Here is a 17,318-nt window from a genome sequence, read left to right on the forward strand (position 1 = left end):
CGTCGCGTGACCCACGATTCTTAACTTTGAGCACTTACGCTAAAGCTTAGTTCATGCTCTATGCCTTAGCCTCATATAGTGCTAGGTTCCGCGCTTTCTTCAGAAATCATTCTACATAATGAAACTCAATGCGTAATGATGAATTCGACAAAGTCGCACACTTGTGTGCCACTTTAAGACCTGATGAACAAAAATGAGTCGTTAAGTCATTGGGGGTCAACTATATTAATAGTTCTGATGCGATCGCCAAATGACTTCAAACATGTGCGTTTCGTAGCGATGTCATCGAAGGTCAGTCGTTTGATTTGCACGTTCGGTTGTTTCTATTTGACCGTAAGGCTGAATGTATTCGGGTATAGCGCATTCACGCGAAAAAAGACAAAAACAGGTAATTATTGATGCAAGTGGGTAATGAAGCGCTGGTGCTGTCAGCGGTTGGGGTTATTGGTTTAGGTTGCCAATGGTTAGCTTGGCGATTGCGTTTGCCAGCGATTTTATTTTTGTTGTTGGCAGGGCTGATCGTCGGGCCATTTATGCAGTGGTTAAATCCTGATGAGATATTAGGTAATTTGCTCTTTCCGTTGGTTTCTTTAGCGGTGGCAGTGATTTTATTTGAAGGCAGTTTGACCTTAAATTTTAAAGAAATTCGTGGCGTGAGTGGTTCGGTATGGAGCATTGTTTCCATCGGGGCGATCATTTCGTGGGCAGCGACCAGTATCGCAACACACTATTTCCTCGGCTTTACTTGGGAGCTTGCCATGTTGTTCGGCAGCTTAACCGTAGTAACAGGGCCGACGGTCATCGTGCCACTTCTAAGAACCGTAAGACCTAACAGTACGCTTGCTAACATTTTGCGATGGGAAGGGATTTTGATTGACCCGCTCGGTGCGCTTTTTGTTGTGATGGTTTACGAGTTTATCGTATCTCACAGTGCGATAAATAGCGTCGAAGTGTTTGGGACGATCATTGCTGTCGGTGTCATGCTAGGTGCGGCCTCAGGCTATGCAGTTGCGACGATCATGCGTCGTTCTTGGCTACCGGAATATTTGCAGCCATTTGCGGTTTTGATGGTGGTTCTAGGTGTATTTTCGGTCTCTAACCACATTGAGTCTGAAGCTGGGTTACTAACCGTCACCGTAATGGGTATGTGGCTCGCAAACGCTAAAGACATCAATATTCAGCAAATTCTGCATTTTAAAGAGCATTTAACCATTTTACTGATCACCGGATTGTTCATCTTCCTTGCGGCTCGAATCAGTCTGGATGATTTTGCTGCGCTAGGTAGCGGTGCGTTATTGTTGTTTGTATTTATGCAGTTAGTGTCGCGTCCGTTATCGATTTTTCTTTCAACCTTCCGCAGCAACTTGCGTCTCAAAGATAAGCTGTTTTTGTCTTGGGTTGCACCGCGCGGTATTGTTGCTGCTTCGATTTCGTCTCTTTTCGCGATCAAATTGACTGAATACGGCATTGATGAAGCGATTTTACTGGTCCCTATGACCTTCATGGTGATTATAGGAACGGTCGTGTTACAAAGTGCGACGGCACGTCCTGTAGCGCTGACGTTGGGCGTCGCAGAGCCAGCACCACGCGGCTTCTTGTTGATTGGTGCTAACCGAGTAGCAAGAGAAATAGGGCAGGCGTTGTCGCGTTATGACCGTCGCGTATTAATGACTGACTCAAACTGGGAGTACATCAGTCAGGTTCGTATGTTGGGACTGGATTACTATTACGGCAACCCTATTTCTAGTCACGCGGACGACAACTTGAACTTGATAGGAATAGGTCAAGTGGTTGCATTAACGCCCGATCAGCATTTCAACATTATGGCTTGCATGCAATTCGTCGACGAGTTCGGGGAAGATAAAGTTCACTGCTTACAAAAAGTGAAAACCAACAGCAATGGCAGCGAGAAGCACTCCGTGGCTCAGGAGTACCATGGTAAATTGCTGATGGGCGGCAATGTAAGCTATACCCAGCTAGCCAGTATGTTAAGTCGTGGTGCAGAGGTTAAACACACGAAATTGAGCGATAACTTCACGTATCAAGATTATTTAGCGCATCACAAAGGTAGTTCAGTTGTACCGCTGTTCCATGTAGAAGAAAAAGGAAAAATTCAATTCTGTGATGATCCAGAGCAGTTTGAACCAACGACGACAAGCACTGTTGTGTCGCTAATTCTGTCGGACAGCGTAAAGTAAACTACAGAGCAATGTGATCCATTTGCATCATGGGTATCGTACGCTGATTATCTCAATTTGAAGAGAAACTTGCCGGCTTGTTGAAAACGGAAAGCGAGTTTCTTTTCTTATAATGTCAGGGGCAGTCGAGATTCATTACTCGTTTCGGAAAAGTAATCCGGCAAATTCACAAAATTCGCATTGACGTTACTGATAAGGATCGCAATACTGCGCGACTGTTTTACTTTAGGGTGACATTATGGCTCCGCAAACTAACCGAAAAGATTTACACCTAGATGCTGTTTTACATCATGATATGAGCATGAAGCATAAAACGGCGGGTTTTGAGTCTGTCGAGTTCGAACACTGTGCGCTGCCAGAATGTGACTTTCACGCGATCGATTTATCGACAGAGTTTCTTGGTCATCAATTAGCGCTACCATTTTTGATTAGCTCGATGACTGGCGGAGCAAAAGACGCAGAAACGATCAATTGTCGTTTGGCTGAAGCCGCAAGTGAATTAGGTATTGCCATGGGTGTGGGCTCGCAACGGATTAGCTTAGAAGAAAGTCAGCATTCGGGCTTGGGTAAAACCATTCGTGAGTTGGCGAAAGAAGTACCGTTGTATTCCAACCTTGGAGCCGCTCAATTGCTCGATAAAGGTAAACTCGATAATGCGCAACGTGCGGTTGAGGCGATTCAAGCAGATGCCTTGTTTGTGCACGTTAATCCAATGCAGGAAGCGTTTCAGAAAAATGGCGACCACAATTGGGTTGGTGTTTTCCAGGCAATTGAGATGCTTAAATCTCGCGTGAAGGTTCCTATCATTATCAAAGAAGTCGGTTTTGGTATTAGCGGACACGTTGCGCAGCGATTAATTGATGCTGGTGTGGATGCAATCGACGTTGCGGGCGCGGGTGGCACAAGCTGGAGTGCGGTTGAAGGGTATTGCCAAGATAATCCGAAAATGCAGCGTGCAGCCGAGCTTTTCCGCGATTGGGGTGTCCCTACAGCAACATGTTTGGCTCAAATCCGCGCACTGCATCCTACATTACCCTTGATCGCCTCGGGAGGTGTTCATAACGGACTTGAAGCGGCGAAAGCCATTCATTTGGGTGCTAATCTCATTGGGCAAGCTGGTGCGGTATTAAAAGCTGCGACGATCAGCACGCAGTCTGTCGTCGATCACTTTGAACAAATGGCATTAGAGCTGCGTTTAGCGTGCTTTGGTACTGGCTCTTTTAAGGTTGGTGAGCTAACAAAAGCGCGCTGCCTATAGCTTTTAGAATGGCGCGCTTTACACAGAGTCGCTCAATAATTTTTCGGTGTCTTAACACGTAGACTGATAATTTCGTTATAGTTGATACAAAAGTCACTTCAGCTAGTGACGCCTTTATTCAGACACTTGAATGGGCATGTGTTGAAGAGATTGAGTTTAATTTTACTATTGTTTGCAACTGGAACCTCAAATTTATGAAAAAACTAGTCATGCTGATGTTGGCGGCTTCTGCTTTGACCGCTTGTAGTGATGAAGTGGGCACTGAAGGCTGGTGTAACGACATGCGCGATAAGCCAAAAACAGAATGGACAGCAGACAACGCGGTAGACTTTGCAAAGCATTGTGTTCTGCAAGATGGTGTCGGCAGCGAGCAATGGTGTGAAAACCTGAAAGATAAGCCGAAAGGTGACTGGACTGCAAACGAAGCGACCAGCTTTACTAAACACTGCATTTTTTAAGCACAGCGGAACGCGCCTTTTCTGAGGCGACATTCTGTGAGGTAAACACCAAGCGTTATTGCTTGGTGTTTTTGTATCTAAAATAGCTCGATTTTTCACGTGTCGAGCGCACTTCCCTCTGAATGGAATGTTTTACATTTTCGTTTCATTTTTGAAAACCTGTATTGCCTGTCTTTAATTTTTCGTATTGCAGTGGCATGGTGTCGAGATAGCCATCTAATTCAATTAGATTCATAACAAAAAGGAATTCAAATGGAAGTACTAAAAGGCTCATGTCTGTGCGGCAAGGTAAAGTTGGAAGTGGCAGATGAATTCAAGTACATGGGAAATTGCCATTGCTCTGAATGCCGCAAGTTCACAGGTTCTGACTATTCATCTGCCGGTGGTATTGCGTTGGATAAACTGCTTATTATCCAAGGGAAAGAAGATATTCAAACTTATCAGAAAAGCGAAAATACCATGCTATGCTTTTGTCGCCACTGCGGATCAAGTCTGTATTCGAAAAAGAACAATGGGATCGTCAATATTCGCCTTGGTATCTTGGATGACACACCTTCTCACAAGCCTGATTTCCATATTTTTGTCGCGTCGAAAGCGCCGTGGCTCGAGATATCGGATAACCTGACTCAATTTGATGCAGGGCCAAAATAGAGTTGTTGTAGATAAGTATTTAGAAACAGAGCGCGTTACAATACGCTTGCGACGCGCTCTGTGCTTTTACTTTGTATATTAGAACGGAGACGACTATTTGGCGTCTTGTAGTTCTTCAAAGCCACCTGCATTGTGCAGATTCGTAAAGCCTTGCGATTGTAAGTATTGATACGCTTTGCCAGAGCGGTTACCACTGCGACAGTACAACACGATAGCTTGATCTTTATCGACGTCTTGAAAATGTTTATCAAGTTCAGATAAAGGGAAGTTGACGGCATTATCCAAATGCCCTTCAGAAAACTCTTGCGGCGTGCGCACATCGACAATCATCGCGCCCTCGTCAATCAATTGCCAACCTTGTTCAGCGCGTTCAGAAGCTGACACGTTGGGTGAGAGGAAGCCAACGCATAACGTTGCAAGAAATAGAGATACGGCCTTTTTCATTGTTTGATTATCCTTTTTAAGAGTACGTAACCACTCTAGATTTGATTGAGCACATTTTCCATCATAAAGAGATGCTAAGTGGTTGTGAATGCGATAATTCGATAGAAAATTTTATTTAATTTAATAAAAAATTTTTATCAAATTCACCTCTTGAACTCTCATTTTTCGACCTTATTATTTTCATCGAAAGCGAGCTGTCGACTCGCAAATCCATCTTGATGTTTATTTTGTCTTTTATTTTTGGTTCCAAGTAGGAGGCACTTAAAAATGAAAATTCGTCCTTTAAATGACAAGCTAATTGTTGAAAGACAAGAGGTGGAAAATAAATCTGAAGGGGGAATCGTTTTAACTTCTCAGTCGGTGAAAAAATCAAACCGCGGGAAAGTCATTGCTGTTGGTTTAGGTAAACGTCTTGAAAATGGCGAACGCGCTGCGATGGAAGTCAAAGTGGGCGACCAAATCATTTTCAATGACGGTTACGGCGTGAAAACCGAGAAAATTGACGGCGCAGAATACTTAATTCTGTCCGAATCTGATGTGTTAGCAATCGTTGAGTAATTATTTTTGTAGTAGTTTTTTGAGGAGATAACCATGGCTGCAAAAGACGTATTATTTGCTAATGACGCACGTCAAAAAATGCTGAAAGGTGTGAACTTACTGGCGGACGCAGTAAAAGTGACACTAGGCCCGAAAGGCCGCAACGTTGTGCTTGATAAATCTTACGGCGCGCCAACCATCACCAAAGATGGCGTGTCTGTAGCGAAAGAAATCGAACTGAAAGATAAGTTCGAAAACATGGGCGCACAAATGGTGAAACAAGTGGCGTCCAAAGCGAATGATGAAGCGGGGGACGGTACAACGACCGCTACCGTACTGGCGCAATCTTTCATCAATGAAGGTCTTAAAGCGGTAGCCTCTGGCATGAACCCAATGGACCTAAAACGTGGTATCGACAAAGCCACTGAAGCGGCGGTTGAGAAACTACGTGAAATGTCTAAGCCATGCAGCGACAAAGAATCCATCACCCAAGTGGGTAGCATTTCTGCAAACAGCGATCGCGCGATCGGTGAAATCATTGCAGAAGCGATGGAGAAAGTGGGTCGCAATGGCGTGATTACGGTTGAAGAAGGCCAAGGTCTAAACAACGAATTGTCTGTGGTTGAAGGTATGCAATTTGACCGCGGTTACTTGTCGCCATACTTCATCACTAACCAAGAAAATGGCAGCGTAGAGCTAGACAACCCTTACATCCTATTGGTGGACAAGAAAGTCAGTAGCATCCGCGAGCTATTGCCTGTATTAGAAGAAGTGGCGAAATCTTCTCGCTCGCTATTGATCATTGCTGAAGACATCGAAGGTGAAGCGCTAGCGACATTGGTTGTGAACAACATGCGCGGCATCGTGCGTGCGACTGCGGTGAAAGCGCCTGGCTTTGGTGACAACCGTAAAGCGATGATGGAAGACATTGCGGTACTAACTGCTGGTACGGTCATCTCTGAAGAAATCGGCCTAGAGCTCGAAAAAGCAACGTTAGAGCAACTAGGTAGTGCGAAGAAAGTGACCATTACCAAAGACACAACAACCATTGTGGGTGGCGCAGCAGAAGCAAGCGCGATTGCTGATCGTGTGGCTTCGATTGAAAAACAAATCGAAACAACCACTTCTCAATACGACAAAGATAAGCTTCAACAACGTGTTGCGAAGCTATCTGGCGGCGTAGCGGTGATCAAGATCGGCGCTGCAACCGAAGTTGAGATGAAAGAGAAGAAAGATCGCGTGGACGATGCGCTACACGCTACTCGCGCAGCGGTTGAAGAAGGTATTGTTGCTGGTGGTGGTGTTGCCCTAACTAAGATCGCGAAAGAATTGGCGGATCTAAAAGGCGACAATGATGACCAAAACGTGGGTATCCGAGTTGCGCTACGTGCAATGGAAGAGCCTCTTCGTCAAATCGCAACTAACGCAGGTGACGAAGCTTCTGTTGTGGCGAACGCTGTCAAAGCTGGTGATTCCGATTACGGTTACAACGCTGCAACAGGTGAATACGGCAACATGATCGAAATGGGCATCTTGGACCCTGCGAAAGTAACACGTTCAGCGCTTCAATTCGCAGCGTCTGTTGCTGGCTTGATGATCACCACTGAAGCGATGATCACCAACCACGTTGAAGACAAAGAACTTGATATCTAACGTCATCAATCGTTAGTGATTAAGTAAGCGTTAAAATAACAATAACATTGCAAAACCTAAGCGGGCTCGCTTGAGCCCGCTAATCAGTCATTTGAGGTAAGTGTTATGACCCGTTTACCTGCGTTTTCTTTCTCAATATCTGAGCCGGGCGGTAATGAAGCTTCGTCAACGTGGCCGACTGCTATTCACTTCCCCCTCGTTCCAGCTGGGCCAGAGTTTTCGATCGAAAATGCTCTGCCTAAACGTCCGACAGAGACGATATTCACTATCGATCTGTCTCAGTTATTTAAAGGGGACGCTCGGGTCATCCATTAACTGTATCGAAACAGCCAGCGCACGTTGGCTGTTTTTTCTAATTTAAAGTATTGATAATGTAGATTTTTATTTGATTACTGCCACTTGTTCAATGATCAATTTGAACTGGGGTAATCGGACCGCAAGCGCACTACACCTTTAAGCCCAGCATTGCGCCGAAAATGATCAATCCCGCCCCACATGCTTGATTGAGTCGATGCTTAATCTTCAACAAGAAAGCTTGTAGCTGGGATGACGTGAATAAAACAGCAACGATAGAAAACCAAATACCATGCAGCGCAATCATATAAATCCCGTAAAAAAAAGGCGATGTGTTGCTGATTAGAGTCGGGAGAAATCACTTGGCTAAAAATACTCAGAAAAAACAGCATCGTCTTGGGATTGAGTAAATTACACAGAAATCCCTGCATGAAAAATCGCCACATTGAATACTCGCTCTGTTGAATGGTTTCTGAGTTTGACGCAGGCTGCGAGGAGAATATTCCTTTAATCCCAAGGTAGACAAGATAAGCGGCCCCAAGATAGCGCACGAGATTAAACAACCATTCATTTTGTGAAATTAAGTAACTGATCCCCAGCATGGAGTAAGCGATGTGGATGCTGATCGCCATGCTGATACCAATCGCACTGTACACGCCTGCTTTTCGTCCTTGATTTAAGCTATTTCTTAATACCAAAACAAAGTCTGCGCCAGGGCTAATAACAATAAGCACACCTAATAACGCAAGAGTTACAAATTCCATATCGATTTCCTGTTTGAATGATGAAGTCTGGGATGTAGCGGAATTGTAGGCGTCTTTATTACTGACTATAATCGAAAAATATTCCCATATTGGTGAGAAAAACTCACAGATGCGTCACCTGAAATCTTTTTATGTCTTCCACGTTGCGGCGAGTTCTTCAAGCTACACTGAAGCGGCTGACAAACTGAACATTACCCACGGAGCCGTGAGTAAGCAGATCAAGCAACTTGAGCAATATCTGTCTCAACCTTTGTTCTTCAAAGAGGGCAGGAAAGTCGTGTTGACGGCAGAAGGCGAATTACTCAAGACATACACAGAAACGGCATTCCAAACGCTAGAAACAGGCGTGAATACGCTTATGCAAGAGAAGCATCAGCATCTTGAAGTGTCTTGTGAACCGACATTAACCATGCGCTGGTTGATGCCAAGGTTGGCCGCGTTTAATGATGAACACCGTGCTGATGTTCGTTTGTCGACGGCTGGTGGCCCGGTAACATTAGGATCAACTGGGCTTTCGATGGCGATTCGTCGAGACGATTTTGCGCAGCATCACGATTACGACAAAACCATTCTTGTGGAAGAGTGGGTGGGGCCGGTATTTTCTCCTGAGTATTGGCAATCCATTAAAGACAATTTGAAAGCAGCTCGATTGTTGAATAGCCAAACCAGACCGAATGCTTGGGCGGATTGGCAGCAATCAACACGTTGTGAAACTTTCAACGGCAACACTCAGCAATCATTCACGCATTTTTATTTTTGCATACAAGCAGCGGTGGATGGCTTAGGCGTCGCAATGGGATCGTATCCTTTTGTCATGGACGATATTAAGCGTGGTAATTTGGTCGCACCATTTGGGTTTTCTCCATCAAGTTGCAATTACGTTTTATTGAGTCAAGATAAAAAGCGTACAGAACTCGAACATAAATTTATCACGTGGTTACAAACGCAAATGGCAGAGTGTGTGCCACTGTCATCACAGCAGATTACGCAAGGCGAATAGAAGGCATAGAGCGAGATTACGTCAGTCAGTTTTATGGAAAAAGGCTTAGGAAATTGGAAATGGAAAACCTCAATATTGTTGAAATCAAATCATTTGTTCCGGCGAAAGATTACGCGCTATCAAAACGTTTTTATGAGGCGATTGGCTTTGAAATGGCATCGGACTTCGGTGATGTAGCATACTTCTCTCAAGGTAGCTGCGCGTTTCTTTTACAGAATTTTTATGAGCCAGAACACGGCAATAACTTCATGATGCACTTGCTCGTAGAAGACGCAGAAAGCTGGCATCAGCACTTATCCAAAGTGGGTCATGAAGAATTTGGTTCGCGTTTGACTGAGCTGGTCGAGCAACCTTGGGGCATGCGCGAATGTTGTTTGTTTGACCCTAGTGGCGTTTTATGGCGAATTGGCCAGAACATGAATACTGACTAACGCCAGTCTTATTTTCACCACATCTACGCGCAGGTATTGAGATCTCGATATCTGCGCGTTTTCTTTTTTACTTAGCCTTGCCAACGTTTGTAGCGCACTCACGCCTTTTTCGAGGTGGTGTGCGATGGGCTAACGCCAAAAAACTCCTCAAGCAGCATGGCTTTGAGTTCTGCTCTGACTTCTGCGCCACCGATTAACGCCAAAAGTGCGAGTCCTCCTGGAATAAGGATGACCATTAATATCGGTCTTAAAATATACGAAAAGCAGAAGATGGTCGGGAAGAAAATCAATCCTTGGCCTAGTTTGTTTAATACGTACATGAGCGATTCCTTTTGTTTTTATATAAAATGAGCATGCTCAATTTTATAAATGAGCGCGCTCAATTTGTCAATCTCAACCACGCAAGGTATGATCCTTTCAGGCTCATTAAGCAGACACATCAATGACGAAGCGACAACAAACCAGAGATAAAATTCTAAAAGCCGCATGGGCATCTTTTGCTCAAAATGGCTATGACATGACGACCACAAGGCAGATAGCGAGAGAAGCAGGAGTAGCCGATGGTACAGTGTTTAGCCATTTCCCGACTAAACTGTCGATTTTGCGCGAAGGGATGCTGGCGCAACTGCAACAGATCAGCCAAGAAACGCTAGTCAGTGTGGAAGGTAAAACCGATATCGACATTGGTTTGGCACTGACGGAGAAATACTATCGCTACTATTTTGCGAACGTTGAGCTGAGCCGAGCTTTGTTGAAAGAAGTGATTTGGGATTTGGATTATTATCAGTCGTTTAACCAAGCTTTGTTTCAATCTGTAAACGGAAGCTCCGTCCTTGAGGGAAAAATACCGCTGATTTTTGACTGCTATTTTATGACGTTAATCTCGCACTTGAGCCGTGCAGAACCGGATGTTGAAGCGGCACTTGAAGAGCTTCATGCTAAGTTTCAGCAAATCATTGCGACTGCATAACATGGCCCCAACGCAGGATCTGAAAGAATATACTGCCTGTCATTTTATTTGCTGGGCTCCCATTTTCTCGTTTCAGTTGGCGTCTCACCAAATAGCCGCTTGTAGCTTTGACTGAACTGCCCGAGATGGAAAAAACCAAAGTCAAAAGCGATTTCTGCAATTGTTCGATTATCTTCAGGGCTTTGTAGCACTCTACGTACTTGATTCAGGCGCATTCGATGTATGAACTGCTTTGGGGAAGTATTACAGCAATGTTCAAAGGTGTACTGTAGTGTGCGACGACTGACGTGTACTGCGTCACACAGTTCACTGACGGTTATCGGTGTACGGTAGTCTAGATCCTGTAGCTGTTGTTTTATACGGTGCATCACGTGTTGACGATGAGAGATTGATATCGGATGGCTCGTGTGCAGTGAACTGAGTGAGAACAACTCCAGCACAATATCTTTTAAGATTGCTTGATGTGTGGTTTCAGACCATCTTGGCTCGGCGGAACCAAGTAACGTGCCTAAGTAGTATTTAAGTTGTTGAATGTGTTTTTCCGTCAAACCCGTTAAGTGTAATGTGTTGTTTTGGATACTCCCAAGCTCAAGTTGATTTTCTATGATGTGAACGAAGTTTTTGTCGAGCACTATTCCATAGATAGAAAACTGCTCCGGTGTCATTAACTCAAAATCAGCGCCACCTTGCCTAAGTAAAAGTTGGCTTGAATTAAACTGACTGTGATTTAGGTGTAGCGGCTTATTTTCCGCACTCAAACCCAACCAAATACCTCCCTCTTCAACCCTGCATTGCTGTCTTAGCGAGCGGTTACTGTCTTCACGAAACACATGGAAATTGGGAAATCGTCGTTCTCGAATTTGACCTAAAAATCGACCATCGCTGAGTTGGTCATATTCCTGTTGCCAGTTTATCAGACTCGCAGCTTGTTGGTTTGCATCCTTAGTGTGATGGATGCACAGCATTGGTGCAGTTTGGGGCATTTGGTTACTCATCCTTGTGATGCTCATTCCTTTTTTGTGAGTCATGTTGGAGCAGTATTTACATAACTCATTGTTTATTATTGGTTTATAAATGTTGCCAGTTTTTGATAACGCTACGGAACACATTTGGCAATACTTTCTTAAAGCTTATTGATAGTTCAGCAAAAAGCGAACCAAATAGTGAAGAGGAAGAGCAATGACGGCAACTTATCGTCGGCAACAAGGAAGTAAAGTCTATACCTTTAAGTCATTAGCTGACTTGATGGCGAAAGCGACACCGGAGCGCTCAGGCGATGCGTTAGCCGGGGTTTGTGCTCAGTCAGCGGCAGAACGTGTAGTCGCACAAATGGCGCTGTCTGAGTTACCACTTAAAACGTTTCTTAACGAGGCGGTTATTCCATACGAAAGCGACGATATCACTCGCCTAATTATCGATACGCATGACCTTGAAGCCTTTAAGCCGATTGAGCACTTGACGGTCGGAGATTTTCGAAATTGGCTGCTGAGTGAAGAAGCCGATGGTGAAACGTTGGCTAAAATTCGTCAAGGTTTAACACCAGAAATGGTGGCCGCAGTCAGTAAGATTATGCGCAACCAGGATTTGATTCTCGTTGCTAAAAAATGCCAAGTTGTCACGGCTTTTCGGAATACGATTGGTTTGCCGAGTCGCCTGTCTACTCGCTTACAGCCGAATCATCCCACTGATTCTCTCAACGGTATCGCAGCGACCATTTTTGATGGTCTGATGTACGGAAATGGCGATGCGGTTATCGGTATCAATCCGGCAACAGATAATGTACCTCAAGCTATTAAGTTAATGAACTTAATGGATGAGGTGATTCAACACTATCAAATACCGACTCAGTCTTGTGTGTTAACTCATGTCACGAACACGATCGAAGCCATTGAAATGGGCGCACCAGTCGATCTCGTTTTTCAGTCGATAGGCGGCACGCAAGGGACGAATGATACCTTCGGAATCGACTTGTCGATTTTGAAAGAGGCCCATGAAGCCGCGTTGTCTTTGAATCGAGGTAGTGTAGGAAACAATGTGATGTATTTTGAAACCGGACAAGGTACAGCGCTGTCTGCTAATGCATTTCATGGGGTCGATCAGCAGACTTGTGAAGCCCGCGCTTATGCTGTCGCGAAACAGTTCGATCCTTTGTTGGTTAATACTGTCGTTGGGTTTATTGGCCCTGAGTATCTGTTTGATGGCAAACAGATCATTCGTGCTGGGCTTGAAGATCATTTCTGTGGGAAGTTGCTTGGTTTACCTATGGGTTGCGATATCTGTTACACCAATCATGCCTATGCCGATCAGAATGACATGGATAACTTGCTGACACTATTAGGTGTGGCCGAGTGCTCGTTCATCATGGGTATTCCAGGGGCTGATGACATCATGCTCAACTATCAAACTACCTCATTTCACGATGCCCTTTACGCAAGAAAAGTACTCGGTTTGAAGCCAGCACCAGAGTTTGAACAATGGTTAATGGAGATGCAGATTTTCGAGAGCGTGCAAGACGTTCGGTTAAGTGAGCAAATCTCTCGCTCGTTTTCGGGAGCAATTAACCAACTGAATAAGGGGTATTCTCATGGGTAAAGTAATCACCATTGCTCAGTCCCCACAAGATGAGTCTGAAGTTGTCACACACAACCCGTGGGGCAAGTTACGCGACTTCACCTCTGCTCGGATCGCTCTGGGTCGTAGCGGGAACAGTGTACCAACCAACGAGTTACTCTCATTTCAGCTGGATCACGCCCAAGCTATGGATGCAGTGCATTGCAGTTTGAATATTGAGTCTCTCGTTGCTGGTTTGTCGGACTCTTACTCGATTCTTGAAAATACCTTAGAGCCTCCAGTGGTAGTGAGCAGCCAAGTGAGTGATCGGATTATGTACCTGCAAAGGCCCGATTTAGGAAGGCAACTCGATGAATCTTCTTGGCAAACGCTCAACTCGATAGCAAATGAGCATAACACTGACATTGATCTTGCGATTGTTATTGCTGATGGACTTTCTTCCGTCGCAATTCAAAACCATGCCGTGCCTGTTGTTACTCGATTGATTTCTCTTTTAAGCGCTGATGATGGACATCAATGGAAATTCGCACCTATCACAATCGTAAAGCAAGGAAGAGTAGCGGTAGGGGATGATGTTGGTGAATGTTTTAACGCCAAGGCCGTGCTGGTTTTAATTGGAGAGAGGCCCGGCCTAACTTCTCCGGATAGCATGGGTATGTATCTCACTTGGGGGGCTAAACGAGGCTCTAAAGATTCCCAAAGAAACTGCATTTCCAATGTGCGCCCTCAGGGGCTCAACTATGACGATGCCTGTGAACGCGCATTTTACTTGCTCAAGGAGGCTCGAAAATTACAACTGTCAGGAGTGAATCTGAAAGATCGCTCCGATATCAATGAGCCAAGTGGCGCAAGCGTTGAAGATAAACACAGCGACAACTTTTTAATTTCATCAAAGTAGAAGGATTTACTATGTCTAAACATCAGGAGTACTTGGCCAAAAGGCAGCTAAAAAGAGGCACCGCAGGTTGGATTTTACTTGCTGGCTTAGGTGTCTCGTATGTTATATCTGGTGACTTTGCCGGTTGGAACTTTGGCATCGCTCAAGCAGGATGGGGAGGCTTTCTTATTGCTGCTATCGCGATGGCAGTAATGTATTTCACGCTAGTATTGTCTTTAGCTGAAATGTCTGCGGCTATTCCTGCTGCGGGTGGTGGTTACAGCTTCGCAAGACAGGCGATGGGGCCGACAGGTGGCTTTTTCACTGGCTTATCAGTTTTGATTGAATATGCGCTCGCGCCTGCTGCGATAGTGATTTTTATTGGCTCAGCAGTGAATGAATTGGTTGGTATCGATGGCCCTGTTGTTTACGCACTTTTCTACGCCGTCTTTATCGCTATTCATATGGCAGGGGTTGGCGAAGCTCTCAAAGTAATGATGGTCATCAGTGGTTTGGCTGTGCTAGCTATTCTAATTACTGCTGCTGTGCTTATTGGTCACTTTGACGTTAATAACTTATTCGATATTGCTCCGGCGACGGCTCAGGCAACAGAAATCTTGCCGTTTGGGTGGTATGGCGTATGGGCTGCGTTGCCATTTGCAATGTGGTTGTTTCTTGCGGTTGAAGGTGTGCCTTTAGCGGCAGAGGAGGCAAAAAATCCGGCAAAAGATGTTCCCAAAGGCATCATTGGTGCGATGCTGTTTTTATTGCTAACCGCAACTATCGTAGTCGTCCTTTTGGCTGGTGCGGTTGGCTCAAAGGTCATAGGCGATAGCGCGGTGCCATTAGTTGACGCCCTAAAGCTTACGGGCAATTCAACGGTAGCAATGGCCGTGAACTTACTTGGATTGGCTGGCCTTATCGCTTCTTTCTTTTCAATCATTTATGGTTACAGTCGCTTGGTGTTTGCGCTTTCCCGCGCGGGTTATTTACCGCAAACTTTGTCATTAACCAGTGACAAAAAAGTGCCTTCTCGTGCGCTTTTGGTTCCGGGCGTTTTTGGGTTCTTGGTTTCACTTACGGGTGAGGGGGACTTAATCTTGGCGATGGCTGTTGTCGGTGCGACTGTATCGTACGCATTAATGTCCTTGAGCCATATTTTATTGCGAATTAAACAGCCGGAATTAACTCGTCCATATAAAACGCCTGGTGGGATAATTACTTCGAGTATTTCTCTGGTGCTTTCTTTGATCGCAATGACAGGTGTTTATGCTTTTGATCCCTCAGCCTTTTTCATGACAATGGGATTGTTTCTTATCGGTGGTGTTTATTATGGGTTATACAGCCGCAACAAACTGGTGGCAGCAACCGCCGAGGAAGAGTTTGCCATGCTGTCTGTAGCAGAGCTAGAGCTTGAATCAGATGTCGTACGATAGTCACTTTGATTCTTGTTATTCAGCATATCAAGGGAGCCATAGGCTCCCTTTGTCATTTCTATCAAAAGTGCATAGCGCACAAATGCATCACTTTAACTTTATAAGCGGTTAATCATGTGAAAGTCTAGTCTGGATAACGATGGCGCAGATCCATCACAGGTAAAGGTTAAGTTTTCAAGGAAAGAGCATGATAAACAAGGTATTTAATACACTTTTGGGAACAGAGTTACCGATTATTCAAGCGCCAATGGCCGGTGTGCAAGACAGCCAAATGACCATAGCCGTCAGTAATGTTGGCGGGCTTGGCTCGTTACCTTGTGGAATGCTGAACAAAGACGCCATCGTAAAAGAACTTCAACTTATCAAGCAGGCAACTAACCGACCGTTTAACCTCAATTTCTTTTGCCATGAAATGCCGGAGTATGACGCCAACAAGCACGAAAAGTGGCAAAAAACGCTGCAACCGTATTTTTCCGAGGTTGATGCAACCGTTCAGGTTCAGCCAAACGCTCCGACAAGGATGCCTTTCAATCATGATATTGCTGACGCGATTGAACCATTTGCACCGCCAGTGATCAGTTTCCACTTTGGTTTGCCAGACGATGATCTGTTAGCTCGAATTAGAGGGTGGGGAGGGAAGATCCTTTCGTCAGCGACCACGGTGGACGAAGCACTTTGGCTAGAAGCAAAAGGCGTTGACGGTATTATCGCCCAAGGCTTGGAGGCTGGTGGACACCGAGGTATGTTTTTATCGGATGATTTAACTACTCAATTAAGTTTGATGGCGTTATTACCACAAATCGCCAAACGGGTGAATTTGCCTGTTATTGCTGCAGGCGGAATCGCTGATAGAAGTGGGGTGGAAGCCGCGTTGAGATTAGGAGCTAGTGCCGTTCAAGTTGGCAGCGCCTATTTGTTGTGTGATGAGGCGAAAACATCGTCTTTACATCGATATGCCATTGCCAGTGAACGCGCGCAACATACCGCTGTGACCAATGTTTTCTCGGGCCGACCAGCGAGAGGCATTGTGAATCGCGCGATGTCGGAGCTAGGCTACATCAGTGAGTTTGCGCCGAAATTCCCATACGCCTCCATTGAAATGGCTCAACTAAGAGCGCTTATGGAAAAGCAAAACCGAGATGAATTCACTCCGTTGTGGTGCGGACAAAACTCGTCGGGTTGTAAAGAAATATCGGCGGCAGAAATGACATTGTCATTAGTGGAAGGCATCGATTTAAACTGATATGCATCTTGCCTTTTAAAGCGATGCTGACTGAATGGTTACGAGTTATCCCTGTATTTATGTAGTAAATCTAATGGGATGTGGCAGTAATCATTCGGAAAGTTTGTGAGTCTGTCTTGGTGCTCATCATCACTTGGCACATAATTTGTGAGTGGCAGTACTTCTACGGCGATCTTGTCGGCGTCCGGTCGTGCTGCGATAAACGCTTTCGCGATGGTGAGATGCTGTTCGTTTTGGCTATAAACACCAGTACGGTACTTCTCACCTACGTCTTCACCTTGCTTGTTAACGCTGTAAGGGTCGATTATCTCAAACAAATACCCCATTAAAGTTTCAACCGAAACTTGCTCAGGGTCGAACTGGGTTTTCACGCACTCTGCGTAGCCATCGTATTCGGATTGAGTGTTATCCGTTGTGCCATTTGCTCGCCCGGCTTCTGTGTTGATTACGCCCGGAAGGTGGCGCATAAATTCTTGCACGCCCCAAAGGCAACCGCCTGCGAAGTAAATTTCTTCCATTACTTTTATCCTAGT

The 17,318-nt window shown here is 45.1% G+C and carries 18 protein-coding genes and 1 pseudogene; 14 read left to right on the forward strand and 5 right to left on the reverse strand.

The annotated features are described in order from the left end of the window. Positions 1-398 precede the first annotated feature (398 nt). The 4 genes from R7P69_RS04910 to R7P69_RS04925 all read left to right on the forward strand — a co-directional run bounded on the left by R7P69_RS04910 (position 399) and on the right by R7P69_RS04925 (position 4,565). Positions 399-2,198, forward strand: coding sequence for a cation:proton antiporter (locus tag R7P69_RS04910; RefSeq protein ID WP_005388694.1), 1,800 nt, complete (start codon positions 399-401; stop codon positions 2,196-2,198). Between the two features lie 238 nt (positions 2,199-2,436). Further along, positions 2,437-3,456: a type 2 isopentenyl-diphosphate Delta-isomerase gene (gene fni, locus R7P69_RS04915; protein ID WP_005388695.1), complete on the forward strand. Its 1,020-nt coding sequence runs from the start codon at positions 2,437-2,439 to the stop codon at positions 3,454-3,456. Positions 3,457-3,650: 194 nt separating this feature from the next. Further along, a complete protein-coding gene (locus R7P69_RS04920; protein ID WP_005373992.1) occupies positions 3,651-3,914 on the forward strand; it encodes a DUF3012 domain-containing protein in 264 nt (87 codons plus the stop codon). Positions 3,915-4,166: 252 nt separating this feature from the next. Then, positions 4,167-4,565 carry a GFA family protein gene (locus tag R7P69_RS04925; RefSeq protein ID WP_005388696.1) on the forward strand — a complete coding sequence of 133 codons (399 nt, stop codon included), beginning with the start codon at positions 4,167-4,169 and terminating at the stop codon, positions 4,563-4,565. 93 nt (positions 4,566-4,658) lie between these two features. On the opposite strand, the gene R7P69_RS04930 is transcribed toward R7P69_RS04925, so the two are convergent. Continuing rightward, entirely contained in the window at positions 4,659-5,009 is a 351-nt protein-coding gene (locus R7P69_RS04930) for a rhodanese-like domain-containing protein (protein WP_025768015.1), read from the reverse strand. A gap of 267 nt (positions 5,010-5,276) precedes the next feature. Between R7P69_RS04930 and R7P69_RS04935 the strand changes: the two genes are divergently transcribed. The 3 genes from R7P69_RS04935 to R7P69_RS04945 all read left to right on the forward strand — a co-directional run bounded on the left by R7P69_RS04935 (position 5,277) and on the right by R7P69_RS04945 (position 7,514). Next, positions 5,277-5,567 carry a co-chaperone GroES gene (locus R7P69_RS04935; protein WP_005373989.1) on the forward strand — a complete coding sequence of 97 codons (291 nt, stop codon included), beginning with the start codon at positions 5,277-5,279 and terminating at the stop codon, positions 5,565-5,567. Positions 5,568-5,600: 33 nt separating this feature from the next. Then, positions 5,601-7,199 carry a chaperonin GroEL gene (groL, locus tag R7P69_RS04940; protein ID WP_053304624.1) on the forward strand — a complete coding sequence of 533 codons (1,599 nt, stop codon included), beginning with the start codon at positions 5,601-5,603 and terminating at the stop codon, positions 7,197-7,199. A gap of 105 nt (positions 7,200-7,304) precedes the next feature. Further along, positions 7,305-7,514, forward strand: a complete 210-nt coding sequence (locus tag R7P69_RS04945; protein ID WP_238952772.1) for a hypothetical protein — start codon at positions 7,305-7,307, stop codon at positions 7,512-7,514. Positions 7,515-7,644: 130 nt separating this feature from the next. Here R7P69_RS04945 and R7P69_RS04950 read toward each other — a convergent pair. Beyond that, positions 7,645-8,257: pseudogene (locus R7P69_RS04950) on the reverse strand (LysE family translocator). A 109-nt stretch (positions 8,258-8,366) separates the two neighbouring features. On the opposite strand from R7P69_RS04950, the gene R7P69_RS04955 reads away from it, so the two are divergent. Beyond that, positions 8,367-9,257: a LysR family transcriptional regulator gene (locus tag R7P69_RS04955; protein ID WP_213866878.1), complete on the forward strand. Its 891-nt coding sequence runs from the start codon at positions 8,367-8,369 to the stop codon at positions 9,255-9,257. Positions 9,258-9,316: 59 nt separating this feature from the next. Then, complete coding sequence (locus R7P69_RS04960; RefSeq protein ID WP_005373979.1) at positions 9,317-9,688, forward strand: VOC family protein; 372 nt, start codon at positions 9,317-9,319, stop codon at positions 9,686-9,688. A 98-nt stretch (positions 9,689-9,786) separates the two neighbouring features. Here the strand turns inward: R7P69_RS04960 and R7P69_RS04965 are convergent, their stop codons facing one another. Next, positions 9,787-10,008 (reverse strand): hypothetical protein, encoded by a 222-nt coding sequence (locus tag R7P69_RS04965; RefSeq protein WP_017635120.1) that lies wholly within the window; start codon positions 10,006-10,008, stop codon positions 9,787-9,789. A gap of 122 nt (positions 10,009-10,130) precedes the next feature. On the opposite strand from R7P69_RS04965, the gene R7P69_RS04970 reads away from it, so the two are divergent. Continuing rightward, entirely contained in the window at positions 10,131-10,658 is a 528-nt protein-coding gene (locus tag R7P69_RS04970; RefSeq protein WP_005373975.1) for a TetR/AcrR family transcriptional regulator, read from the forward strand. Positions 10,659-10,702: 44 nt separating this feature from the next. On the opposite strand, the gene R7P69_RS04975 is transcribed toward R7P69_RS04970, so the two are convergent. Further along, entirely contained in the window at positions 10,703-11,653 is a 951-nt protein-coding gene (locus R7P69_RS04975; protein ID WP_005373973.1) for a helix-turn-helix domain-containing protein, read from the reverse strand. A 184-nt stretch (positions 11,654-11,837) separates the two neighbouring features. Here R7P69_RS04975 and R7P69_RS04980 point away from each other — a divergent pair, with 184 nt between their 5' ends. The 4 genes from R7P69_RS04980 (at position 11,838) to R7P69_RS04995 (ending at position 16,785) form a co-directional block, all read left to right on the forward strand. Continuing rightward, a complete protein-coding gene (locus R7P69_RS04980) occupies positions 11,838-13,250 on the forward strand; it encodes an ethanolamine ammonia-lyase subunit EutB (RefSeq protein WP_047102789.1) in 1,413 nt (470 codons plus the stop codon). Next, positions 13,243-14,127: an ethanolamine ammonia-lyase subunit EutC gene (eutC, locus tag R7P69_RS04985; protein WP_238952771.1), complete on the forward strand. Its 885-nt coding sequence runs from the start codon at positions 13,243-13,245 to the stop codon at positions 14,125-14,127. Before R7P69_RS04980 ends, eutC begins: the two co-directional genes overlap by 8 nt. A gap of 11 nt (positions 14,128-14,138) precedes the next feature. Then, positions 14,139-15,542 carry an ethanolamine permease gene (gene eat / locus R7P69_RS04990; RefSeq protein ID WP_149192166.1) on the forward strand — a complete coding sequence of 468 codons (1,404 nt, stop codon included), beginning with the start codon at positions 14,139-14,141 and terminating at the stop codon, positions 15,540-15,542. Between the two features lie 187 nt (positions 15,543-15,729). After that, a complete protein-coding gene (locus R7P69_RS04995; RefSeq protein ID WP_170896882.1) occupies positions 15,730-16,785 on the forward strand; it encodes an NAD(P)H-dependent flavin oxidoreductase in 1,056 nt (351 codons plus the stop codon). A 38-nt stretch (positions 16,786-16,823) separates the two neighbouring features. Here R7P69_RS04995 and R7P69_RS05000 read toward each other — a convergent pair whose 3' ends face one another. Further along, on the reverse strand, positions 16,824-17,303 hold the full coding sequence (locus R7P69_RS05000; RefSeq protein ID WP_054701515.1) for a peptide-methionine (S)-S-oxide reductase: 480 nt from the start codon (positions 17,301-17,303) through the stop codon (positions 16,824-16,826). Between the last annotated feature and the right edge of the window lie 15 nt (positions 17,304-17,318).

The sequence above is a fragment of the Vibrio sp. 661 genome (genome assembly GCF_033339315.1).
Lineage (GTDB): Bacteria > Pseudomonadota > Gammaproteobacteria > Enterobacterales > Vibrionaceae > Vibrio > Vibrio alginolyticus.